The organism is Streptomyces flavofungini (assembly GCF_030388665.1).
Lineage (GTDB): Bacteria > Actinomycetota > Actinomycetes > Streptomycetales > Streptomycetaceae > Streptomyces > Streptomyces flavofungini_A.
On sequence record NZ_CP128846.1, the window covers coordinates 6,509,790 to 6,533,697 of the forward strand.

The 23,908-nt window shown below is 74.7% G+C and carries 18 protein-coding genes; 7 read left to right on the forward strand and 11 right to left on the reverse strand.

Annotation, left to right across the window (positions count from 1 at the left end):
- Positions 1-57: 57 nt before the first annotated feature.
- Genes QUY26_RS27765 through QUY26_RS27795 form a run of 7 tightly spaced genes read right to left on the reverse strand, consistent with a single transcriptional unit; the run spans position 58 to position 7,111 of the window.
- Complete coding sequence (locus tag QUY26_RS27765; protein WP_289956095.1) at positions 58-1,167, reverse strand: pyridoxal-phosphate dependent enzyme; 1,110 nt, start codon at positions 1,165-1,167, stop codon at positions 58-60.
- A complete protein-coding gene (locus QUY26_RS27770; RefSeq protein WP_289951302.1) occupies positions 1,088-2,329 on the reverse strand; it encodes a GHMP family kinase ATP-binding protein in 1,242 nt (413 codons plus the stop codon). The genes QUY26_RS27765 and QUY26_RS27770 overlap by 80 nt, the downstream gene beginning before the upstream one ends.
- The gene (locus QUY26_RS27775; RefSeq protein ID WP_289951304.1) at positions 2,326-3,147 is read right to left on the reverse strand and encodes a Rossmann-like domain-containing protein; all 822 of its coding nucleotides are present in this window, start codon (positions 3,145-3,147) and stop codon (positions 2,326-2,328) included. Before QUY26_RS27775 ends, QUY26_RS27770 begins: the two co-directional genes overlap by 4 nt.
- On the reverse strand, positions 3,144-4,058 hold the full coding sequence (locus QUY26_RS27780; RefSeq protein WP_289951305.1) for a methyltransferase: 915 nt from the start codon (positions 4,056-4,058) through the stop codon (positions 3,144-3,146). The genes QUY26_RS27775 and QUY26_RS27780 overlap by 4 nt, the downstream gene beginning before the upstream one ends.
- Complete coding sequence (locus QUY26_RS27785; RefSeq protein ID WP_289951307.1) at positions 4,031-4,936, reverse strand: ABC transporter ATP-binding protein; 906 nt, start codon at positions 4,934-4,936, stop codon at positions 4,031-4,033. Before QUY26_RS27785 ends, QUY26_RS27780 begins: the two co-directional genes overlap by 28 nt.
- On the reverse strand, positions 4,933-6,087 hold the full coding sequence (locus QUY26_RS27790; RefSeq protein WP_289951310.1) for a FecCD family ABC transporter permease: 1,155 nt from the start codon (positions 6,085-6,087) through the stop codon (positions 4,933-4,935). The genes QUY26_RS27785 and QUY26_RS27790 overlap by 4 nt, the downstream gene beginning before the upstream one ends.
- A complete protein-coding gene (locus QUY26_RS27795; protein WP_289951312.1) occupies positions 6,077-7,111 on the reverse strand; it encodes an ABC transporter substrate-binding protein in 1,035 nt (344 codons plus the stop codon). The genes QUY26_RS27790 and QUY26_RS27795 overlap by 11 nt, the downstream gene beginning before the upstream one ends.
- A 329-nt stretch (positions 7,112-7,440) precedes the next feature.
- Between QUY26_RS27795 and QUY26_RS27800 the strand changes: the two genes are divergently transcribed.
- From QUY26_RS27800 to QUY26_RS27820, 5 genes are all read left to right on the forward strand, one after another.
- On the forward strand, positions 7,441-8,679 hold the full coding sequence (locus QUY26_RS27800; protein WP_354670767.1) for an MFS transporter: 1,239 nt from the start codon (positions 7,441-7,443) through the stop codon (positions 8,677-8,679).
- A complete protein-coding gene (locus QUY26_RS27805; RefSeq protein ID WP_289951315.1) occupies positions 8,672-9,451 on the forward strand; it encodes a TauD/TfdA family dioxygenase in 780 nt (259 codons plus the stop codon). The genes QUY26_RS27800 and QUY26_RS27805 overlap by 8 nt, the downstream gene beginning before the upstream one ends.
- A gap of 236 nt (positions 9,452-9,687) precedes the next feature.
- Positions 9,688-10,083 (forward strand): TOBE domain-containing protein, encoded by a 396-nt coding sequence (locus QUY26_RS27810; protein WP_289951317.1) that lies wholly within the window; start codon positions 9,688-9,690, stop codon positions 10,081-10,083.
- A gap of 31 nt (positions 10,084-10,114) precedes the next feature.
- Positions 10,115-10,984, forward strand: coding sequence for a molybdate ABC transporter substrate-binding protein (gene modA, locus QUY26_RS27815; protein WP_289951321.1), 870 nt, complete (start codon positions 10,115-10,117; stop codon positions 10,982-10,984).
- Positions 10,985-11,099: 115 nt separating this feature from the next.
- On the forward strand, positions 11,100-13,166 hold the full coding sequence (locus QUY26_RS27820) for an ABC transporter permease (RefSeq protein ID WP_289951322.1): 2,067 nt from the start codon (positions 11,100-11,102) through the stop codon (positions 13,164-13,166).
- A gap of 176 nt (positions 13,167-13,342) precedes the next feature.
- On the opposite strand, the gene QUY26_RS27825 is transcribed toward QUY26_RS27820, so the two are convergent.
- Positions 13,343-14,845, reverse strand: a complete 1,503-nt coding sequence (locus QUY26_RS27825; protein ID WP_289951323.1) for a GAF domain-containing protein — start codon at positions 14,843-14,845, stop codon at positions 13,343-13,345.
- Between the two features lie 47 nt (positions 14,846-14,892).
- On the reverse strand, positions 14,893-15,930 hold the full coding sequence (locus QUY26_RS27830) for a rod shape-determining protein (protein WP_289951325.1): 1,038 nt from the start codon (positions 15,928-15,930) through the stop codon (positions 14,893-14,895).
- 257 nt (positions 15,931-16,187) lie between these two features.
- On the opposite strand from QUY26_RS27830, the gene QUY26_RS27835 reads away from it, so the two are divergent.
- Positions 16,188-17,537: an MFS transporter gene (locus QUY26_RS27835; RefSeq protein ID WP_436840415.1), complete on the forward strand. Its 1,350-nt coding sequence runs from the start codon at positions 16,188-16,190 to the stop codon at positions 17,535-17,537.
- A 7-nt stretch (positions 17,538-17,544) separates the two neighbouring features.
- Here QUY26_RS27835 and QUY26_RS27840 read toward each other — a convergent pair whose 3' ends face one another.
- Positions 17,545-17,781 (reverse strand): hypothetical protein, encoded by a 237-nt coding sequence (locus tag QUY26_RS27840; protein WP_289951327.1) that lies wholly within the window; start codon positions 17,779-17,781, stop codon positions 17,545-17,547.
- A 71-nt stretch (positions 17,782-17,852) separates the two neighbouring features.
- On the opposite strand from QUY26_RS27840, the gene QUY26_RS27845 reads away from it, so the two are divergent.
- A complete protein-coding gene (locus QUY26_RS27845; RefSeq protein WP_289951328.1) occupies positions 17,853-21,650 on the forward strand; it encodes a S8 family serine peptidase in 3,798 nt (1,265 codons plus the stop codon).
- A gap of 422 nt (positions 21,651-22,072) precedes the next feature.
- On the opposite strand, the gene QUY26_RS27850 is transcribed toward QUY26_RS27845, so the two are convergent.
- Complete coding sequence (locus tag QUY26_RS27850; RefSeq protein WP_289951329.1) at positions 22,073-23,614, reverse strand: acyl-CoA synthetase; 1,542 nt, start codon at positions 23,612-23,614, stop codon at positions 22,073-22,075.
- Positions 23,615-23,908: the final 294 nt, after the last annotated feature.

Below are 23,908 nucleotides of genomic sequence, written 5' to 3' on the forward strand. Positions count from 1 at the left end.
CCTCACACCCGCCCTCCCCACCCCGCGCTCATCCCCGCGGCCCCCGCCCTCCCTCGATCATGCCAAACCCCGGCCCCGTCCCCGGGAGACCGCATGGACGGGCCCCCGCCCGGTCCCGTCCGGCGTCTCCGCCTGGGCGGGCGCCTCCGCCCCGGCCCACTCCATCCGCGACCACGGCAGGGCCAGCTCCGCCGCCGACGACACCGTGCGGGGTGCGAGGCCGTCCAGGTCGGCGGCCTCGGCGTGGCGGGCGAAGACCGTGTCGACGTAGCGGTGGCCGGTGTCGGCCGCGAGGAACACCGTGGTGCCGCCCGGGACCCGGGCGTGCTCCCAGCGGGCCGCCGCGTAGCTCGCGCCGGTGGACAGGCCCGCGAACACGGCGTGGCGGCGCAGCAGGTCGACGCTCCCGGCGAGGGCGGTGTCGAACGACAGCCAGTGGACGGTGTCGTACGCCGTGTGCGACACGTTGGCGAACGGGATCGAGCTGCCGATCCCCGCGATGATGATCTCCGGGTCGGCCACGTGCTCGCTGCCGAACGTGACACTGCCGAAGGGCTGCACGCCCACGAGCCGCACCGGCCCCGCGCCGTCCGCCCGCCGGATTGGACCCGTACCGTCCGCCCGCAGGTACCGGGCCAGCGCACCCGTCGAAGCTCCCGAGCCCACCCCGCCGACCAGGGTGAGCGGTCCGCCGTCCGCGGGCGCCGCCGCGCGGACGCGGTCGGCGATCGCGCGGTAGCCGAGGTAGTGGATGTCGTCGTGGTACTGCCGCATCCAGTGGTAGTCGGGGTGCGCGGCCAGGATCTCGTGCACGCGGGCGACCCGCCGCTTCTGGTCCAGCTTCAGGTCGGAGCTCGGCGGCATCTGCTCCAGGCGCGCTCCCAGGACGGCGAGTTGGGTGCGCAGGGCGCGGTCGACGGTGGTGGAGCCGACGATGTGGCAGCGCATGCCGTAGCGGTGGCAGGCCAGGGCGAGGGCGTACGCGTAGATGCCGCTGGAGCTGTCGAGGAGGGTGTCGCCGCGGCGTACCGCGCCCGTGTCCAGGAGATGGCGGACCGCGGCGAGCGCCGACACGACCTTCATGGTCTCAAAGCGCAGGCAGATGAGCCCCTCGTCGACACGTATCAGGTCGGGGCGGCCGATCGCCTCCGCGATGTGCTCGTCCATCCCGTCCATCCCGTCCATCCCGTCCACCTCGTGCATCTCGCCCGCTTCGTCCGTCTCTGCTGTCTCTTGTGTCGCTACCGTCTCTTCCATGCGGGTGCTCCTCCGTGAAGATGTGTGAAATGGCGGTGTGGGGGCGGGAGTTCGAGTGGCCTGGCAGGGGAGCGGTCCGCCTCGGGTCCGTCGCGAAGGTGTACGTGGCCGGGATGCCCGCCGCCGCCAGCGCCTGGGAGCAGCGGCGCAGCCGCCCCCGCAGGTCCGCGGCCGCCGGGTCGAAGAGCAGGCCCGCCACATTGCCGCTGTGCGCGACCTGCACGCCCACCGCGCCGACCCGGCCCGCGATGGCCGTGAGCTCCCCGAACTCCTCGTGCGGCAGGACGCGTTGGCCGCGCCGTGCGCTCTCGGTCGCGACATGGCCGAGCAGCACCGGGTCCGCGGTGGCGACGGCCCGCCGCAGCAGGGCGCGCAGCCGCTCGTACGCGCGCACGTCCTCGTCGTCGTACCCGCGCGTCGGGAGCGCCAGGGTGTCCACGGGCCGCCCGCCGCCGAGCGCGCAGCCGACGACGACCGCTGGCGGCAGCGCGGCGCCGAGCTCCTCAAGGACCCGGCCCTCCCGCTGGGCGAAGAGGAGCGGGCGGCCGTCCAGCATCAGCGGATCCGACGCCCGCTCGGCGCGCACCGCGAGCCGGGCGATGGCCTCCGGCGCGAGGAGCACCCCGAACGCGTCCGCGACCGCGCGCACCGCGGCGATCACGTCACTGCTCGACGAGCCCATGCCGAGCCCCACGGGTATGGCGCCCGACAGCCGCAACTCGCCGCCGCACAGGGGCTCCTGACAGTGCGTCGCGCATTCCGCCATCGCGTAGGTGGCGGCCCGCAGCGCCTTGGTGCGGTCGGCGGGCACCACCGTGACGTCCTCGGCGTCCGGGCGGCGCACGAACTCCGCCCGGGTGCCGAGCGCGGGCAACGGCAGGGTGACCAGGCCCGCCCGCCGCCGCCCGCGCTCGTCGAGGAAGACCCCCTGGAGGATCTCGCCGTGGTGGCAGGCGGCGTGCCCGGTGCCGGTGCTGGTGCCGGTGCCGGTCGTGGTGCCCCCGCTGGTGGTGGTGCGCGGGTCCGTGCGTGTGCCGGTGCCGGGCCCGTCCTGCGGCGCCGCGCCCCTCACGACCCGCCCTTCGCGCGCGGCTCCGCCCGGTACCGGTACAGCGCCGTCGGCTCGGCGCTGAACTGGGAGAACGGGAACGGCTCCGCGGACAGCGCGGTCACCCCTGCGCCCAGGAACGCCCGCGCCACCGCGCTGCCAGACTGCGCGTACACGATCAGCGGCACGCCGCGCTCGCGGCAGCGGGCGAGGATCGTGTCGAAGGTGCCGTTGCTGAGGGTCATGCCGGTGGCGACGACGGCGTCGGCCGTGGCGAGCACCTCGTGCATGTCGTCGCTGACGGGGTCGCCCCACTGGGTCGTGCGCAGGTTGAGGTCGCAGGGCAGCGGGTCGCCGCCGCGTTCGCGGATCGCCGCCACCAGCGGGTTGACGACGCCGATCAGGGCGACCTTGGCGCCGGGCTCGATGTCGAGGAGGCCCGCTATGGCCGTGTCCCGCGCCACCGCGCGGACCTCGGGCGGCCCGGCGGGCAGCGTCACGGGCTCGGCGCCCGCGGCCTCGCGGTGCGGTGAGACGGCGGCCAGGTAGGCGTCGAGCGCGGCCGTCCGCAGCGCCCGCGGCGCCTGCCGGAGCAGCGTGGCCAGCGAACTGCCCGAAGCGTCCCGGCAGATGGCCGGGTCGATCTCGCCCGCCTCGAAGGCGCAGCCGCCGAAGGCTCCGCCGACCCGCACGAGGACGTACTGGTTGAGGTAGGTGACGTCGCCGCCCGCGAGCCGCGTGCCGTGATGGATCCAGAACACGCTGGTGGCAGTCAACTCGGCGGGATCCGGGCCGAGTTCACCGGCGAGGACGGCGGAGAGGAGTTCGTCGACGGTCTTCACGCGAAGCCTCCGGGGGTCGGCTGAGAAGAGGATGGGGACTGGGGAGGGGACGAGGGCTGGGAGGGGGACGAGGGCTGGGGAGGGGATGCGAGCGGGGAAGAGGACGAGGGCCGGGAAGGGGATGCGGCCTGGGACGGGGGCGGGGACTGGCGCGAGGACGTGAGCTGGAATTTGAGGAGGAACGTCAGGACGCCGTCCTCCCAGTCGTGCAGATGGTCGACCTCCGTCGTGAAGCCCCTGGCCAGCGCGTCCCCGACGATGGCGCGCAGATCGGCGGTGTTCGACACGATCACGTACACCTCGCCGCCCGGCGCGAGCAGGTCCCGCTCCGCGAGCTGCGCGAAGAAGCGCGCGAGCAGTGGCGCCCCCACGCACACGTTCCGTACGACGTCGGGGTCCTCGCTGACCGGCTGGCTGACCGCGGGCGGGTTGAACGTCACGACGTCGAGCCGGACGCCCGCGGGCAGCGCCTCGAAGACGTCGCCGACGAGGGGGAAGAGGCGGGTGCCGGGGCGCTCGCCGACCAGGCGGGCGTAGTGCCGGGCCGTCGTGGCGACGCTCTCGGGGTGCACGTCGAGCGCGTAGATCTCGCGGGCCCCGCGCACGCCCGCGGCGACCGCCTCCACGCCGAGTCCGGCGCCCATCGCCGCGTACCGGCGAAAGCGCGTCTCGATGCGGCCGTCGAGCAGCCGCTCGTGGATGAGGCGGCTGGTCCAGCCCGGTATGAACACGCCGGGCGGCACGTCGAAGGCCCAGCCGTTCCAGGCGTAGGAGCGGGAGGTGTGCAGGTCCGCCTTGGGCTGGTTGAGCGCGATGACGCGCGCGGCGGGCAGCGGCGGCGGCAACTGGTCGAGCAGGGCGGCTCCGGTGGCCGTGGCGTCCATCAGGCCTCCTTCGGCCGTGCGGTCCATGAGGTCTCCTTCGGGGTGGGGGAGTCGGCGGGTTCGGGGGCGGGGGCGGGGCGGGCCGCCGGGACGAGAGGCGCGGGGGCGGGGGACGCGGGCGTGCCCGCGGGGGTGGCGGGCGCGGCGACACCCCGGTACGCGACCGCGAGGTGCCCGAGCGCGTCCGGCCCCGTCACCGCGTCCACCTCGAACACCTCGGCGAGCAGCGGTGGCGTCAGGACCTCCCTCGGCGCCCCGTCGGCGACGAGGCGGCCGTCGTGCAGCAGGAGCAGCCGGTCGCAGTAGCGGGCGGCGAGGGACAGGTCGTGCAGCGCGACCAGGACGGTCTGGTCGGTGGCCGCGAGCAGGTCGAGCAGCTCCAACTGGTGCTTCACGTCGAGGTGGTTGGTCGGCTCGTCGAGCAGGATCGCGTACGGCTGCTGGGCCAGGGCGCGGGCGATGTGGGCGCGCTGGCGCTCGCCGCCCGACAGTGCCTTCCAGGGGCGCTCGCCCAGCTCGGTGAGGCTGAGGCGGTCGAGGGCCGCGGCCACGACGGCCCGGTCCCGCGCACCGAAGCCGCGCCACCGGTCGCCGAAGGGCGTACGGCCGAGCGTCACCACGTCCACGACCCGCAGGTCGCTGTCGGTGTCGGCGGCCTGCTCCACGAACGCCACGTGGCGGGCGATCCGGCGCGCGCTCCACGACCGGATCGGCTCCTTGTCGTACGAGACCGAGCCGGACGTCGGAGCGCGAAGACCCGCGAGACAGCGCAGCAGCGTGGACTTGCCGGAGCCGTTGGGGCCGATCAGGCCGACCGTCTCGCCCGGCGCGATGTCCAGGCCGACGCCGTCGACGACGCGTCTGCCCGCCACGGACCAGCCGAGGCCTTCGGCGGTGATCCTCACAGTTCCCCCCGCTTGCGCAGGACCAGCAGGAACAGCGGCACGCCGAGCAGCGCCGTGAACACCCCGACGGGCACCTCTTGCGGTGCGAACGCGACCCGCGCGAGCGCGTCCGTCCACACCAGGAACACCGCGCCGACCAGCGCCGACAGCGGGAGCAGCGTCCGGTGCGGCGGCCCGACGAGGAACCGCACGCCGTGCGGCACGATCAGGCCGACGAACCCGATGGCGCCCACGGACGCCACGGCCACCGCCGTCATCAGGGACGTCACGACGAGCAGCGTCCAGCGCGTCCTGCGGACGTCCACCCCGAGGGACGCGGCCGTGTCCGTACCGAACGAGAAACCGTCCAGGGCAGCCGAGTTGAGCCACAGGACGAGCAGCCCCGCCGCCGTCACCGCCGCGGTCACCGCCGTGGTGTCCCAGCGCGCCGGGGCCATCGAGCCGAGCAGCCACTGCGTGATCGCCCGGATCGCCTCGGAGTCGCCGGACGCCATCAGGACGAGCGAGGTCAGCGCCGTGAAGAGCTGCGAGACGACCACACCGGTGAGCACCACCCGGACCGAGTCCAGGCCGCCCTTCCTGAGGAGCAGCATCAGCAGCCCGAACGACACCAGCGCGCCCACGAACGCGCCGCCGGTCACCCCGAGCGAGGCGGACCCGACCCCGAGCACGACCACCGTGACCGCGCCCGTCGACGCCCCCGAGGAGATGCCGAGGAGGTAGGGGTCGGCGAGCGCGTTGCGCGTGATCGCCTGGAGCGCCGCGCCGCACACCGCGAGCGAGGCCCCCACCAGCGCCGCCATCAGCACCCGCGGCACCCGCAGGTCCCAGATCAGCGAGTCCACCAGACGCGGCAACGGCTCGACGTCCAGGCCCAGATGGAACCCGGCGGTGCGCACCACGTCGGCGTACGACACGTCGGTGGTGCCGATCCGGACGGACGCCACGAGGGAGACGGCGAGGGCGAGGCCGGTGAGGAGGTGGAGGGACACCGCCGAGGGGGCGGACAGACGCGCGCGGCGCGCCGTCCGCTCCGGGGCCGGGCCCCGCGGAACCGGTGGCGCCGCGGTGACACGGGCCGCGATGTCACGGGCCGCGATGTCACGGGCCGAGGGGTGCAGCAGGTCGAGGGAGCCCGGGCTAGCGGGCATACCCGAGGTCCTTCATCCCGGCCGTGAGGCGCGGCAGCGCGCCGACGGTGCGGACGGACGGGTCCATCTCCGTGCCCGGGATCTCGATGAACCGCTTCTTCTCGACGGCGTCGAGCTTCGCCGTCACCGGGTTCGCACGGATCGCCTTGAGCTTGTCGGCCGCGCTGTCACCGGGCTTGCCGCGCTCCGACAGGTCGCCGATCACGATGAAGTCCGGGTTCCGCTCGGCGATCTGTTCCCAGGTGACGGTCGGCCAGTCCTCGTCGATGTCGTCGAAGGCGTTCTTCGCGCCGACGGTCCTGCTCATCTCGCTGGGGATCGCGCTCCTGCCCGCGACGTACGGGGTGTCGCCGTAGACGGAGTACAGCCAGACGACGGTGGGTTCGCCCTTGACCCGGTCCTTGGTCCGCGCCGCCTCCGTGAGCGTGGCGCGCTGCTTCTCGACCAGCTTCGCGGCCCGCTTCTCCACGCCGAAGATCCGGCCGAGGTCCCGGTAGTCCTGGAAGAGCAGCTCGAAGGGCGACTTGGCCTTCTGCCCCGCCCCGGCGTTCTGCTTGGGGCAGTCCACGGCGCTCACGAACGACGGCAGACCGAGCCCCGCGAGCTCCTCGCGGGTGCCGACGCGGTCCTTGGTGAAGTAGTCGGTGAAGCCGCCGATGGTGAAGTCCGGTGTCGCGGCGCGCAGTTGCTCGCTGGTGAGGATCTTCGGGCTGAGCACGTCGACGGTGTCGTACGCCTTCCGGTACTCGGGCGCGATCTTCGTCTTCAGGTTGGACGTGCCGGCCATGCGGCCCTGGAGGCCGAGTTCGAGCAGCACCTCCGTGGCGGACTGGTCGAGGGCGACGGTGCGCTCGGGCGGTCCGTCGAAGCTCAGCTTCCGGCCGCAGCTCGTGACGGTCGTCTCCCGGCCGCCCGCCCTGTCGTCCGAAGCGGAGCCGCCGCCGTCGGACGACGAACAGCCGACGGCCGTGAGGGCGAGCGTGAGGGCGGCTATGCCGTAGCGGGCGGGGTGGCGGTGGCGCATGGGACCTCCGGTCTGGGGTGGGACGCGATAAGGGTACTGTAATGGCAATCATTTTCATTAATGGGTTCCGGGGTGTCCGCCGCCGCCCGGTGACGGGTCACCGGCCCTCTTCAACTGCCTCTCTTCGCAGGTCGGTTGGGTGGCGGTAGCGGGCCCCATAACGATTTCGAGATCCGTACGCGGGCCGTGGGAGGCCGGTGCGGACCGTCAGGAGAGGAGTGCGTGACGTGGCGACTACGCCGATACGGACGGGGGCCGACGAGGCCCAGGAGGACGGCGCCGCCGAGGAGGCGGCCCGGGGGCCCGGTGTGCTGCGGGACCTGGCCTTCCTGCGGCTCTGGTGCGGGACCACCGCGTCCGGGCTCGCGACCTGGGCGCTGCCGTTCGTCCTCGGGCTCGCCGTCCTCGACCGGACCATCGGCGCGGCGACGCTCGGCCTGCTGCTCGCCGCCCGTACCGCAGGCTTCCTCGTGGCCGTCGCCGTCGGCGGGGTCCTCGCCGACCGGTACTCGCGGCGCGGCGTCGTCCTGTGGGCCGGCCTCGCCGCCGCGACCGCGACCCCGCTGCTCGCCCTCGGGCTCGGGCGGTCGCTGCCGCTGATGCTCGCCGCGGCCGTGGTCGCGGGCGCGGGGCAGGGCGCGTGCCGCCCCGCCTTCCAGGCGCTCACCGCCGAAGTCGTCGACGAGGACCGCCGCCAGGCGGCCAATGCCGCGATGACCCTGTCGGTACGCGCCACCACCCTCGCCGGTCCCTCCCTGACGGCGCTGCTCGCCGTCGTCCTCGACACCTGGACGCTGCTGCTCGGGATCGGGGCGCTGTGGCTGGCGGCCGCGCTGGTGCCGGGACCCGGGGCGGGGCGGCGGGGGACCGCGGAGGCCGCGACCGGGAGCGGGGCCGACACCGACGGGGAAGGCGTGGGCGACCGCCGACGGCCCTCGTTCTTCGCGGAGTTCGCGGAAGGGCTGCGCGAGGCGCGGCGCCACCCCTGGTTCCTCGCCGGGCTCGGCGCGCTCACCGTCGTCATCAGCACCGGCTACTCGGCGACCGGCGTCGCGCTCCCGCTGGTCAGCCGCGACAAGTACGACACCGGCTTCGTCCTCGCCGCCGCCATGACCGCGTACACGCTGGGCGCGCTCGGCGGAGCCGTCGTCGTCGCGCGCTGGCGCCCCCGCGCGCAGGGCTGGGCCGCGCTCGCGGGCCTCGGCCTGTACGGCTTCGCGCCGCTGAGCCTGCTGCTTCCCGTGCACTGGGCGGTCGTCGTGGCCGCGTACGTGGTGGCGGGGATCGGCATCGAACTGTTCAACGTGCCCTGGTTCACGGCGACGCAGCGCGAGGTCGCCCCCGACAAGCTGGCCCGCGTCTCGTCCCTGGACTTCATGCTGTCCTACGGCCTCGCGCCCGCCGGGCTCGCCCTGATCGCCCCGGCCATCGAGCAGTTCGGGCCCCGGCCCGTGCTCGCCGTGTGCGCGGTGCTGTGCTTCGCGGCGCCCGCGGCGGCGGCCCTGGTGCCGAGCGCGCGCGGGTTCGCGCGGCGGGAGCCTGTGGAGGCGGGCGCACGCGATGCGTGACCCGCTCCCGGGCGCCGCGCCCGGCCACGGCATCGTGCCGCCCCGCGTCCCGCCCGAGCGCGTCGACGAAGCCCCCGGCCTGCTCGCCGAGCACGGCGCCGTCGTCCTGGCCGCGTACGACGGCGGCGGCGCCGACCCCCTCACCCTCGCCGCCGCGCGGGTGCTCGGGGCCCGGCTGCGCGAGCTGTACCCGCAGCGGCTGCGGACCTCGCGGGACGGCGGCCCCGTCCACCTGCACGCGGACAGCTTCGACGTGTCGGTGGACGTCGGCGGCGTACCCAGCAGGCGCCGCCACCCCGACGAGGACCACGTCTTCGTGCGCTGTCTGCGTCCGGCGCCGTCCGGCGGGCACTCCTTCGCCCTGGACGCGGGCCGGTTCGTGGACGGCCTGGCCGCGGCCGACCCCGAGCTCGCGGACTTCCTGACGGGGTGCGACGTGGATCTGTACGGGGCGTGGGCGGGCCTGCGCGGGCTGCCCGCGACGCCGCGCGTCGGGCGGCACGTGGAGTGGACGCGCACCGGGCGCCGGATCGTGCGGCGCACCGACGGCGCGGTGCCCCTGCACCGCGACCCGGACGCCGAGCGGGTCACCGCCCTGCTCGACCGCTTCACGCGGACCGTGCACGGCCTCGAAGGCGCGCTGCCGCGCTTTTGGCTCGACGCGGGCGACATCCTCGTACTCGACAACTACCGCTGCTGGCACGGCCGGGACGGGCACGCGGGGGAGCGGGCGGTGCGGATCCTGACGGTACGCAGCACGGAGGCGCGGTGACGGGACGCCGGACCGGGACCCCGGGCCGACGGGTTTCTCCGGGACCCCGGGCCGGCGGGTCTCTCCGGGCCACCGGGCCTGCGCGTCTCTGGGCCACCTGCCACCGGGCCACCTGCCACCGGGCCTCCGTGCCGCCTTGGCGCTTCGTCCAGCAGGCAGAAGGCCGCCTCGCATCTGCGATGTAGGTTCGCCCGAACTTTTACAACTGCCAGGCAAACGGGCTTATCGTGCTGCACATGCAGTCCTACACCATCGGTCAGGCCGCCCGGCTCCTCGGCGTCAGCCCCGACACCGCCCGCCGCTGGGCGGACGCCGGGCGGGTCGTCACGCGCCGTGACGACGCCGGGCGCCGCGTCATCGACGGGCGCGACCTGGCGGCGTTCTCCGTGGAGCTGGCCCGGGCCGGGACCACCGGGGACGAGGACACGTACACGTCCGCGCGCAACGCGTTCCCCGGCATCGTCACCGCCGTGAAGCTCGGCGACGTGGCCGCGCAGGTCGAGATCCAGGCGGGCCCGCACCGCCTGGTCTCGCTGCTCACCCGCGAGGCGGTGGAGGAGCTCGGCCTGGAGGTCGGCATGGAGGCCACTGCCCGGGTGAAGTCCACCAGCGTGCACATCGACCGCGTCTGAACCCCTCGAACGCAGACCAGGAGCCCCGCTCATGCCCCCCGTTTCCCCTGCCTCGTCGCTCTCCCGTGCCGTCCGCTCCCCGCGGACCCGGACCCGGACCCGGACCCGGCGCCGTGCCGCCGCCGCGGTGGCCGCCGCCGCGCTGCTCCTGCCGCTCGCCGCCTGCGGTGACGACGGCGACGGCGGCAGCGAGAAGGACAAGGGCGGTGAGGGCGGCACGGCCGGTGCCGTGCCCAAGGCCGATCTGACCGTGCTCGCCGCCGCGTCGCTCACCGACGTGTTCAAGACCGTCGAGACCGCGTACGAGAAGAAGCACCCCGGCACGAAGCTCACCTTCTCCTTCGCCGGTTCGCAGGAACTGGCCGCGCAGGTCAAGCAGGGCTCGCCCGCCGACGCGCTGGTCACCGCCGACACCAAGACCATGGACGGCCTGAAGTCCGACGTCGGCTCGCCGACCGTCATCGCCAAGAACCGCCTCGTCATCGCGACGCGCGACGGCAACCCCAAGAAGATCAAGAGCCTTGAGGACCTCACCGACAGCGACCTCAAGGTCGTGCTCGCCGCCCCCGAGGTGCCCGTCGGGCGCTACAGCCAGCAGGTGCTCGACGCCCAGAAGCTCAAGGTCGAGCCCGTCTCGCAGGAGGCGAGCGTGCGCGGTGTGCTCAGCAAGGTCGAGCTGGGCGAGGCCGACGCGGGCGTCGTCTACAAGACGGATGCCGCGACCGCCCCCGACAAGGTCGACGCCGTCACCATCCCCGACGCGCAGAACGCCGTGGCGTCCTACCCGGCCGCCACCCTCAAGGAGTCCGGGCACAAGGAGGCCGCGGAGGCGTTCGTGAAGTGGCTGAGCACGCCCGAGGCGCAGAAGATCCTTCAGGAGGCGGGCTTCCAGAAGCCGTGACCACGGGACGGGCCCGCCCCGCCCCGCCCCGCTTCGCGCAAGCCCCGCTCCGCCTTGTCCGTCCCTGCCGTCCCCTCCGTGACCCGCTGATCCCTCCCGTACGTCAGGACCACCGATGAACCGCTTCCGCAGCCGACCCCGGCCGGGCGGGGGCCGTGTCCGCGCGCCGCTCGTGCTCGCGGTGCCGGCGCTGCTCGCCGTCTCGTTCCTGCTGATGCCCCTCGTCGGGGTCCTGGCGCGTACGGAGTGGGGACAGCTCGGCGATCACCTGACCAGCCCCGGGGTGACCGAGGCGCTCCAGCTGTCCCTCGTCGTGTCCTTCTGGGCGCTCGGGCTCTCCCTGCTGCTCGGCGTGCCGCTGGCCTGGCTGCTCGCGCGGGTCCCGTTCCCGGGGAAGGCGCTGGTCCGGTCCCTCGTCCTGCTGCCGATGGTGCTGCCGCCGACCGTCGGCGGGGTGGCGCTGCTCCTCGGCTTCGGGCGGCGCGGGCTCCTCGGGCCCTGGCTCGAGGACACCTTCGGCGTCGTCCTGCCCTTCCACACCTCCGGCGCGGTGGTCGCGGCGACGTTCGTCTCCATGCCGTTCCTCGTCATCAGCCTCGAAGGCGCGATCGCCGGGCTGCGGCCCAGCTACGAGGAGACGGCCGCGTCCCTCGGCGCCTCCCCGGCCCGGGTGTTCTGCACCGTCACCCTGCCCATGGTCGCGCCCGGCCTCGCCGCCGGGGCCGCGCTCACCTGGGCGCGGGCGCTCGGCGAGTTCGGCGCGACGATCACGTTCGCGGGGAACCTGCCCGGCACCACGCAGACCCTCCCGCTCCAGGTGTACCTGCTCCTCCAGGACTCGCCGGAAGCCGCCACGTCGGTGTCCCTGCTGCTCCTGGCCATCGCGATGGCGGTGCTTGTGGCGCTGCGGGGGCGGTGGACGGGGGGAGGCGGGGCCTCCGAGGGCGCGCGTGGTTCGGGTGCCGACGCCGCGGGTGGGCCGCGGTCCGACGCCGACCAGGTGGCGAGCGGCGGCCCGGTACGGGATCCGAGCGGCGGCCCGGTACGGGATCCGAGCGGCGGCCCGGTACGGAATGCGAGCGGCGACCCGGTACAGGACCCGCTCGCCGTCGACCGCCTCACCGGGGCGACCGGACCCGGTGGGAGCTGGGCGCTGCACGCCGACGTCACCGGCTTCACCCGCCTCACCCTCGACGCCGAACCCGGCACCACCATCGCCGTCGTCGGGCCCAACGGCGCGGGCAAGACCACCCTCCTGCGCGCCCTCCTCGGCCTGACGCCCCGCGCGCACGCCGCCCTGCGCCTCGGCGACGCCGACGTCACCCGGCTCGCGCCGCACCGGCGCGGGGTCGCCTGGGTGCCCCAGGACGGCGCCCTCTTCCCGCACCTGAGCGCACTCGGCAACACGGCGTACGGGCTGCGGGCCGCGGGCGTACCCCGCGCCGAGGCGCGGCGGGCCGCGCAGGCGTGGCTCGACCGGCTCGGCGTCGGGCACCTCGCGCACCGCAGGCCCGCGCAGCTCTCGGGCGGGCAGGCCGGGCGGGTCGCCCTCGCCCGGGCCCTCGCCGCGCGGCCCCGGCTGCTGCTCCTCGACGAGCCCCTGGCCGCGCTCGACCAGACGACGCGGGCGCACGTCCGGCACACCCTGCGGGGGCACCTCGACGGCTTCGGCGGGGTCTGCCTCATCGTCACGCACGACCCGGTGGAGGCCGTGTCCCTCGCCGACCGGGTCCTCGTGCTCGACGAGGGCCGCGCCCTGCAGGACGCGGCGCCCGCCGAGGTCACCCGGCATCCGCGCTCGCCCTGGGTGGCCCGGATGCTGGGGCGCAACGCGTGGCCCGGCACGGTGGCCCCCGACGGTGCGCTCGTCCTCGCCGAGGGCGGGCGGCTCGTCGTCGCCGATCCCCTCGACGCGGGCGTGCGGGCGCTCGCCGTCATCGCCCCCGAAGCGGTGTCCGTCCACCGGGAGAAGCCCGCGGGCAGCCCGCGCAACGTGTGGCCCGGGACCGTCCGCGAGATCACCGCGGCCGGTAGCCGGCTGCGCGTGCTCGTCACCTCCCCGGACGCCCCCGACCTCGTCGCCGAGATCACCCCCGCCGCCGCGGCCGAGCTCGCCCTGGCGGACGGGGGCGCCGTCTGGACGAGCGTGAAGGCGACGGAGGTGTCCGTGGTGCCGCTGTAGCCGTGGGCCGGACGGCGTGCGGATGCCTCCACCTGGGCCACGGCGCCCCCGATCGCGGCCTGCGGCCTGGCTCGTCCTCAATCGCCGGACGGGCTTTTCCCCCCGCCCACCCCCGCTCGCCCTCCGGGCAGGGGCGGGCTGTCCCACCCGAAGGGGACACTCACGCCCCCGGAGGGTCAGAGTGGGGCCTGCCACGTCACCGTGGTCCCCGCGCTCACCCCGTCCGTCTCCCCGTCGTCGTACACGGTGAGCCGCACCCCGCCCCGCCCGTCGGGCAACCCGACCCCCGCGTCGACGGCGACGTCGACCCGGGTGACGGCGACCCGCCGGGACGCCGCGGCGAGGGCCCGGCGCAGGGCCCGCAGGAGCCGCCCCGCGACCGGATCGGTCACGCGGGTGTCCACGGCACCGCTGAAGTGGACGGACGGCTGCACGCCGAGCAGCGCGGCCGCCCCGGCCGTCTCCTTGAGCACCTTCCCCCGGAACGTCGTCGGCGCGTCGGCAGGCGGCTGCTGCAACGCGAAGATGGCCGTCCGCACCTCCTGGATGGTGGACTCCAGCTCGTCCACGGCGTGGTCGAGCGCCGCCCCCACCGGCGCCGAACCGGCCCTGCGCCGCGTCGACTCCAGCATCATGCCGGTGGCGAAGAGGCGTTGGACGACGAGGTCGTGCAGATCACGGGCGATCCGGTCACGGTCCTCGAAGACGGCGAGGCGCTGCCGGGACTGCTGCGCGTCGGCGAGGACGAGGGCGAGCGCGGCCTGGGAGGCGAACTGGGTGGCGAGGAGCCGTTCGACGGCCGTGTAGGGGCGGTCGCCGCGGCGGCGCGGCAGCGCGAGGGTGCCGATGAGGCGGCCGCCCGCCTGGAGGGGCAGCATCATGCTGGGCCCGAAGCGGGACCGTACGTGCGTCGTCATGCGCGGGTCGGTCGCGGAGTCCTCGATGAACACCGGTTCGCCGCCGAGGAGTTGTTCGAGGACGGCGCTGCCGGGCTCGATGGTGGTGCCGATGAGGTCGTTCTGGGCGGCAGCCGCGGGGTGCCTGCGGCGCTCGGGCGGAAGTCCGCCGCCCGCGGCGTCCGTCGCCGCGGCCACGATGGTCATGCCGCCCGCGGGCGTGGGCTGGAGGACGACCCCGGCGGCCGCGCCCGCGAGCAGCCGGGCCTGCTGAGCCACCGTCATCAGGGCGTCCGCGGCGGCCTCGCCGGTGAGCAGCGCGGTGGTGACGGCCGCGGCACCTTCGATCCAGCGTTCGCGCTGGCGGGCGGTCTCGTACAGGCGGGCGTTGCCGACGGCGATCCCGGCCTGCCCGGCGAGCACCCGCAGCAGCCCGCGGTCGGCGTCGCTGAACCCTCCGGCGCCCCCGGGGGTCAGGTGCAGGATCCCGAACTCCTCGTCGCGCACGAGGATGGGAACGCTCAGGGTGCCCGGGGCGACGCCCGGCGCGGACGCCTCGCCGCCCTCTTCGGCCCCCGCTCCCACCTCCACCCCCGCCGTGAACACCTCGCCCACCCCGCCGCCCGGCCCTTCGCCGACCTCGAGTACGCCCGAGCGGGCGCCGCTCAGGCGTACCGCGCTGGTCACGATGTGCTGGAGCGTGGCGTGGAGTTCCAGCTCGGTGCCGACGCTGAGGACGGCGTCGAGGAGGAGGGGCAGCGGGGGTGTGATGTCCTCGGGCATGTCGGCGGCGCGCTTCCCCGTCGGTTCGGGGCCCCGCCCGCTGGCGGTCAGCCGGCCAGCGGGTCGAGGACCAGTGGTTGGATCTTGCCTTCGAGCATCGCACCCAGGCCGAGCACCGCGCACACGTCGGGCCGCTCCGCGATGCGTACGGGCATGCCCGTCGCGTTCACGAGCATCTGGTCGAGGCCGGGGAGCAGCGCGCTGCCGCCGACCATCATGATCCCGCGGTCGGCGAGGTCCGCCACCAGGTCGGGCGGGCAGTCCCGCAACACCTTGCCGATGCCGTCGAGGACCGCGGTCAGCGGCGTGTGGATGGCGTCACGGACGGCAGCCGTCTCCACCTGCACCGAGCGGGCGAGGCCCGTCGCCACGTCCCGGCCGTGGATCTCGGTGGACTCCGGGCCGTGCGGGGTCAGGCCGTTGCCGCTGAGGGCGAGCTGGAGGGGACGTACCGACTGCGAGGGCAGCATCAGCTCGTGCTGGTGGCGCAGATGCTGCACGATCGCGTGGTCGATGGCCTCGCCGCCGACGGGGATCCGCTCGGCCGTCACGATCGAGCCGAGGGAGAGGACGGCCACCTGCGTGGTCGCGGCCCCGCACACCAGGATCATGGTGGCTTCCGGGCGCTCCACGGGCAGCCCGCAGCCCACCGCCGCCGCGATGAGCGTGTCGACCAGCTCCACGCGGCGCGCGCCGAGGCCCACCATGGTCTCGACCGCCGCCCGCTGGGCGAGGGGGTCCGCGTCGTGCGGGGTGCACGCGGCGGCCCGCAGCCGCGGCTTGCGGCGCAGCGTGCGGCGCAGCTTCTCGCCGAGCAGGTGCCGCAGCATCCGCTGGCACATCTCGATGTCGACGACGGATCCGCCGGACACGGGCCGCACGACGCGGATGTATCCGGGCGTACGCCCCGTCATCTGCTCCGCGAACTGGCCCACCGCGATCAGCGCACCGGTGCGGGTGTTGACGGCGGCGGCGCTCGGCTCGTCGACGACGAGGCCCGCGCCCTTGACGTACACGCGGGTCCGCGCGGCCCCCAGGTCGACGGCGATATGGCAGCGGCGCAGCTGTTCCAGGCTGACGGTCATGGCAGATCCTCCCGAGAGCGCAGACCGTGCGGGCCGCCGGACGGCGGCCCTGTCTCGCATCGTGCGGCGGCCCGCGGCCGGGCGCGCGCTGGGGTGCGCCGGGCGGGGCGCCGCCGGGCGGGTGATCTTCCACCGGAACCGGGCCGCCGCAGTCCAGGACAGCTTCGGTCCTGGTCGTGGCGGGTTCCGTCCCCGGTTCTGGCGCCCGCGTCGAAAAGGCCTTGAGGGGCACGCAGGTGTGCCGGTTAGCATCCCGTGTGACACGAGCATCCGAGGAAGACGCACCTGGCGGCCGGACGAAGCAGGACGACCCTCCGGCAGCCGAGCCGGGCGACCCCCTCATAAAGCGGCGCCTCTTCGCCGACCTGACCCCGCTGCGCACCTCCGTCGACTACCGGCGGCTCTGGGTCGGCAACACCATCTCCTGGATCGGCCAGGCGATGACGTCGCTCGCCGTGTCGCTCCAGGTGTACGACATCACCCGCTCCAGCTTCGCCGTCGGCCTGGTCGGGCTCTTCACGCTCGTACCGCTGGTGGTGTTCGGCCTGTACGGCGGCGCGGTCGCCGACACCGTGGACCGCCGCAAGGTGGGCCTGTACTCGGCGGTCGGCCTGTGCGCCCTGTCGATCGCGCTCGCGGGCGGCGCGCTGCTCGACTACCAGCACGTGTGGTTCCTGTACGCCGTGGTCGCGCTGCAGGCGGTGTGCGCCGCGCTGAACGCCCCGGCCCGCGCGTCGATGATCCCGCGCCTGCTTCCGGCCGAGCAGCTCCCGGCCGCGAACGCCCTGAACTCCCTCACCATGACGACGGGCATCACCCTCGGCCCGATGCTCGGCGGCCTGCTCGTGGGCCTGTGGGGCTATCAGTCGGCGTACCTCATCGACGCGGTGGCGTTCACGGCGGCGCTGTACGCGATGTGGCGGCTGCCCGCGATGCGCCCCGGGAGCGACGACGCGGCCGGGGGCGGCGCCGGGGCGGCCGATGGCAAGCGGCAGCGCGCCTCCGTCATGGACGGCCTGCGCTTCCTCGCCACCCGCCCCAACCTCCGCATGACCTTCTTCACCGACCTGTGCGCGATGGTCCTCGCGCATCCGCGGTCGCTGTTCCCGGCGGTCGCGGTGGTCTGGTACGGCGGTGACGCGAAGACGGCGGGGCTGCTCGCGGCGGCGCCCGCGGTGGGGGCGATGCTCGGCGGGGTGTTCTCGGGCTGGCAGGGCCGCGTGCACCGCCACGGGCTCATGATCGTGGTGTCGGTGGCGGCCTGGGGCACGGCGATCGCGGTGTTCGGCCTCACCCGGAACCTGTGGCTCGGTGTCTTCTTCCTCGCGGTCGCCGGGTGCTCGGACATGATCTCCATGGTGTTCCGCAACACGATGCTCCAGGCGGCCACCCCGGACGCCATGCGCGGGCGGCTGCAGGGCGTGTTCATCGTGGTCGTCGCGGGCGGGCCGCGGCTCGGCGACTTCCTGGCCGGGTCCGTCGGCCAGGCGGTCTCGCCGCGGGTGGCGATCGTCGGGGGCGGCGTCGCGTGCGTCGTCGCCGTGGCCCTGCTCGCGGCGCGGTGGCGTGCCTTCCTGCGCTACGACGCGCGCTCACCGGAGGCCTGACGGCGCCTCAGGGCCGCGCCACGGCATCGACGACCTGGGAGCGCGCGCTCACCGTGTGCCGGGCCCCGGCGGCGAGCAGCCGCTCCCGGGTGCGGTCCTCGGGGACGTACCCGGCGAAGGGCACGTCCAGGGCGCGGGCCGCGGCGATCCCGTGCTGACGCAGTTCCAGGACGGCCGGCCGACCTGGCGGGAAGCCGCCCTGGCAGCTTCCCGCCAGTCCCCGGCAACTCTCCCGCAACATCACGCGCCTGACACTTCTTCGCAGCACCCGGGAGCCACCCCCCAACCCGGAGCCGACGAAGAGAGGTCGCGTTGATGCCGAGACCCCGAAGCGCACCCAGCCGACGAAGAGGAAGCACCCCCGGCGGCCGAAGGGCCCGTGGGGCCGGACTCCGGCTCCTGCCCGCCGGACTCGCCCTTGCCCTGCTCCCGGCGACCCTCGCGGCGACCGCCACGGCACCCCCGGCGGCCGCCGCCGAGTCCGCGGACCGGGCCCCGCGCCCGCACGGCGGGGGCAAGTCCGAGACCGCCCCCAGGACCGTCACCCTCATCACCGGCGACGAGGTCACCGTCACCCCGCTCGGCGGCGGCAAGCGGACCGTCACGGTGGAACGGCCGCGCGGCGCGAACGGCGCCGTCCGCACCTCCGTGACCGGAGGACGCATCACCGTCATACCGGACGAGGCGCGCCCCTACCTGCGCGCGGGCGTCCTGGACGAGCGGCTCTTCGACGTCACGGGACTGCTGCGGCAGGGCGCCGACCGCCGTGGCGCCAAGGCGGCGACACCGCTGATCGTCACGTACGACAAGGCCCGTACCGCGGCGGACGCGCGCACCCCGCGCGGCGCGGCCAAGGTCCGCTCGCTGCCCAGTGCGCGCGCCGCCGCGTTCAAGGCGGCCAAGGGCACGGCTTTCTGGCGGGCCGTCACCTCCGCGGACGGCGATGCGGCGCGGGGGAGCGGGCGCCGCTTCGGCGGCGGCATCGCGAAGATCTGGCTCGACGGCCGTGTCGAGGCCGACCTGGCCGAGAGCAACGCCCAGATCGGCACGCCGAAGGCCTGGGAGGCCGGGCTCACCGGCAAGGGCGTGCGGGTCGCCGTCCTCGACACCGGTGCCGACCTCACGCACCCCGACCTGAAGGACCGCGTCGGCCCGACGAAGAGCTTCATCCCGGGTCAGGAGGTCGCCGACCGGGGCGGCCACGGCACCCACGTCACCTCCACCGTCGGCGGCAGCGGAGCCGCGTCCGACGGCAAGGAGAAGGGCGTCGCGCCGGGCGCGGACCTCGCCGTCGGCAAGGTCCTCAGCGACGAGGGCTTCGGCAGCGAGTCGGAGATCATCGCGGGCATGGAGTGGGCCGCGAAGGACGTCGACGCCAGGATCGTGTCCATGAGCCTCGGCTCGCGCGAGCCGAGCGACGGTACCGATCCGATGGCCGCCGCCGTCAACACGCTCTCCAAGGACACCGGCGCCCTCTTCGTCGTCGCGGCGGGCAACACCGGCGCGCCCTCGTCGATCGGCTCGCCCGGCGCGGCCGACTCCGCGCTGACCGTCGGCGCCGTCGACTCCGACGACCGGGCCGCGTACTTCACCAGCCAGGGCCCCCGCTCCGGCGACAACGCCCTCAAGCCCGACCTGTCCGCCCCCGGCGTCGACATCCTCGCGGCCCGCTCCCAACTCACCTCGGGCCAGGGCTACTACACCTCCATGAGCGGTACGTCGATGGCGACCCCGCACATCGCGGGCGTCGCCGCGCTGCTCGCCGAGCGCCACCGCGACTGGAGCGGACAGCAGCTCAAGGACGCCCTGATGTCCACGTCCCACGGCCTCGACGCGTCCGTGTACGAGCTGGGCGCGGGCCGCGTCGACGTGCCGCAGGCGATCGACGCGGAGATCACCGCGACGGGCGGCGCCGACTTCGGCTTCCACCGCTGGCCGTACGCCGGGAACAAGCCGGTGACGAGGACGCTGACATACACGAACTCCACTGCCTCGCCCGTGAAGTTGACCCTCGCCGCACGGGGAGCGGCCGACGGCGTCGTCACCCTCGCGGACACCGCGCTCACCGTCCCCGCGCACGGCACCGCCTCGACGACCGTGACCGGCGACGGCGCGCGGGCCGCCGTCGGCGCCACCAGCGGCGCCGTGGTGGCGAGTGCGGGTGGCAAGGAGGTCGCGCGGACCGCGTTCGGCCTGGTCAAGGAGGAGGAGCGGTACACGCTCACCGTCAGGGTCAAGGACCGCGACGGCGCCGCGACCCCGGCCGACCTGGTCGTGCAGCCGCTGACGAAGGGCGTCGACCCCTACCCGGCGGCGGTGGGCGGGTCCGGCGAGCTGAAGCTGCGCCTGAAGCCCGGGGCGTACGCCCTGTCCTCGTTCCTCGACGTGCGCGGCGCCCACGGCAAGGACTCCCTCGGCATCGGTTTCCTCGCGGCCCCCGAGATCACCCTGGACCGCGACCGCGAAGTGACCCTGGACGCGGGCAAGTTGCGGGAGATCACGGCCGAGGTGCCGCGAAGCGCCGAGACCCGCCAGCTCGTCATGGAGTACGACCGCACCGCGAACGGCTCCGCCTACCAGGGGGCCGTGCAGGTGCCGGTGAAGTACGACAGCGTGTTCGCGGCGCCGACGCCGAAGGTGGCCGAGGGCCGCTTCGAGTACCGCACGGTGTGGCGCCTCGGCAAGCCGCTCCTGGACGTCAAGGGCATCGGCGAGGCCGTCGCGCAGCCCGGCTCCACCCTCGGCGAGGGCCGCTCACGGCTGCGGCTCGTGGACGCGGGGGACGGCTCCCCGGCCGCGTACGAAGGAAAGGACGCACGGGGCAAGGCGGTTGTGGTGACCCGCACGGGCGCGGCCGGGCAGCCCACCCCGCCCCAGCTCGCGCAGGCCGCGCAGGACGCGGGCGCGAAGGCGCTGTTCGTGTCGGACGGCGTGCCGGGCCGACTGAACGCCTGGTTCGGCACGGACGACAACGCGGACCGGCCGCTGCGGATCGCCACGGTGAACGCGGCGGACGGGGCGCGCCTGCGGGACGCGGCGCGGCACGGCCGCTCCGTCGAGACGGAGGCCACCCCCTACGCGCCGTACGTCTACGACCTGGAGGACGGCCACGCGGGCGCGATCCCGTCCCGCGAGCTGACGTACCGCCCGTCCGCCCGTGAACTCGCCGTCGTGCCCACCAAGTTCCACGCCCCGACGCGCCGCGCCGAATCCGGCGGCGAGTTCCGCTACTCCCTCACCGACACCTTCGAGATCGGCCTCGGCTTCCCCGAGCGGATCTCCTACCCCGCGACCCGCACCGACTACGTGGCCGCCGGCAAGGGCCGCCACTGGCACGAGTCGCTGCGCTACGGCCCCGACGCCGTCGAACAGCGCAGCGGCCTCGTCGACTACCGCCCCGGCAAGCGCACCCCCCTCGACTGGTTCAAGCCCGTCTGGCACCCCTGGCTCGGCACCGGCCTCGGCTGGGGGCAGCAGCGCAGCGGCGACAACCTCGACTTCAACGCGCCCGGCTGGGGCGACTCCGGCCCCGACCACACCGGCTTCGGCGACGTCTGGAACGACGACTCCCTGACCCAGACCACCGCGATCTACGCCGACGGCCGACTCGTCGACCGCGGCACCAGCTCCGCCGTCCACGTCACGGGCGCGGCCCCCGAGGAACGCCCCTACAAACTGGTCACCGACACCACCATGAACCCCACCCGCTGGCGCCTCGCCACCAAGGCCCACTCGGAGTGGACGTTCCGCTCGGCCCGCACCCCCGCCGACCGCAAGACGTTCCTGCCCCTCCTGAACCTGGGCTTCGACGTCCCCACGGACCTGTCCGGCGACGTCCGGGGCGGGCGGACCGTGCCGGTGGGGCTCTCGGCGGAGTACGTGCAGGGCGCCGTCGGCACGGGCCGCATCGGAGCGGCGGCGCTGTCGGTCTCCTACGACGACGGCAAGTCCTGGCGCGACGTCCACCTCGACCGCTCCGGCCGCTCGGCCGCCTGGACAGGCAGGCTGAAGGTCCCCGGCGACGCGGAGGCCATCTCCTTCCGGGCGTCCGTGCGGGACGACCGGGGCGGGTCGGTCTCGCAGGAGGTGGTGCGGGGGGTGGGGGTGCGGTAGCCCTCGCGGGGCGCCCCGGTCCCGCCCCTTCACCGAACCCGGGGGCTGCCGCCCCCTGGGCCCCCGCTGTCGGCGCCCCGCGCCTCGTCCTCGATCTCCCCAAGCTCTCAAGGAGCAGGGGACACCCCCACGAGGGGCTGAAGCCACCCAGCCCCTCCGGCGATTGAGGCCCCGGCCGGGAGAACGTCCTTTCGTCCGCGCCGTGATGCCCTGACGGACTGCCCCGTGTGTCCGGAGTGCGTACGACGGGTGCGCGGACGTCAAGGGTGACGAGGCGGCGGCAACGGTGCGGGCCGACGTGAAGCTTCGGTACGAGGGCGGTGCCGTGCCCGGCCTCACCGACGAGCAGGCCGGGCAGATCGTGACCGCTGCGCGTTCGTCGTTCTGCGCGTGAGACCCGGGGCCCCGCAGGGCCCCGGGTCTCAGTCCTTGCCCAGCGCTCGCTTCAGGATTTTGCCCATGTCGTTGCGCGGCAGCGCGTCCACGAGGTGCAGCACCCGCGGCCGCTTGTGCGGGGCGAGGCGGGTCGCGACGTGGGCGGCCAGGTCGTCGAGGGCCGGAGGCGCGGCCGGGTCCGCGGGGGCGATCCAGGCGACGACGCGTTCGCCGAGGTCGGGGTCCGGCTCGCCGGTGACCGCGGCCTCGCGGACGGCGGGGTGTTCGAGGAGCGCGTTCTCGATCTCACCGGCTCCGATCTTGTAGCCGCCGCTCTTGATGAGGTCGGTCGCCTTGCGGCCGACGATGCGGACGTACCCGTCGGCGTCCCGCACGGCCATGTCCCCGGTGCGGAACCACCCGCCGGAGGCGAAGGCGGCCTCCGTCGCGTCGGGCCGGTTGAGGTAGGAGGTGAAGAGGTTCGGGCCGCGGACCTGGATCTCGCCGACCGCCTCGGGCCCCGCGTCGCGCGGGATCTCGGTGTCCGCCTCGTCGACGAGGCGGAGTTCGACGCCGGGCAGCGGTACGCCGACGGTGCCCGCGCGCGGTTCTCCGTCCGCGCGGACGCTGGTGTTCATGAGCGTCTCCGTCATGCCGTACCGCTCGACGACCCGCCGCCCCGTCGCCGACGCGATCCGCTCGTGGTCGTGGACGGGCAGCGCCGCCGAGCCCGAGACGAGAAGCCGCGCCCCGGACAGGGCCTTCACCAGCTCGGGCTCGTCGGGCAGCGCCTCGGCGATCCGGTGGTACATCGTCGGCACCCCGAACAGCATGGTCCCGCCGGTGGCCAGCTCCCGGGCCACGCCCTCCGTGCTGAACCTGCCCAGGTGCCGCACGGAGCCGCCGCGCCGCAGCGGGCCGAGGATGCCGAGGATCAGGCCGTGCACGTGGAAGAGGGGCAGGCCGTGCACGAGGACGTCGGCGTCGGTCCACTGCCAGGCGTCCTCCAGCGCGTCGAGGGTGGAGGAGATCGCCCGGCGGGAGAGGACGGCGCCCTTCGGGGGTCCTGTGGTGCCGGAGGTGTAGACGATGAGGGCGGGGGAGGAGGGGTCCTGGGCGTCGAGGGAGGAGGGTGCCAGGGCGTCGGGGGAGGGGGCGGTCACGGCGTCCGGGGCGGTGGGGCGCGGGGCGTCGGCGGCGGTGGGGTGCGCGGCGGCAGCGGTCGCCTCGGCCTCCACATCCACCCGTCCCAGCCCCGCCAGGGCCTCCGGCAACTCGTCCCCGGCCCCCGCGAGCACCAGCGACGGCTCGCTGTCCGCCACGATGTGACCCAGCTCCGCAGCCCCCGACTTCGGGTTCAGCGGCACCGCGGGCACCCCGGCCCGCAGCGCCGCCACCACGGCCACCGCCGTCTCCAGGGTGGGCGTGGCCCAGACGGCCACGCGCGTCGCGCCCGCCGCGGTGAGGCGGGCGGCGAGGGCGGTCGTCGCCGCTGCCAGGCCGGCGTAGGTGAGGGCGCGGGGGCCGAAGGCCACGGCGGGTGCGGGGCCCGGCGCGGCCAGGGCGGGGAAGAGGGGTTCGGAATCCACGGGTCGTACTCCTCGGTGTGTGCACGGCGACTCAATGAGAGCGTTACGCCGCCGAAGGTGCGGTGTCACAGTGATCGTTGAGGCTGACGCGGCCGTTCGTCCCCGGTTCGATGGGCTGTTCGGCGATGCGGAAATCGAGAAGTCAACAGCCGGTGACCGGTGGGCAGTCGCCCCCGTCCCGCGCTCCGGTCGACTCAACCGGTCCTCCCCCCCCACGATCCGCAACAGGATGGGACCACACGCTTTGCTCACTTCGTACTCTTCATTCGGATCCACTCCGACATCAACCCCTAC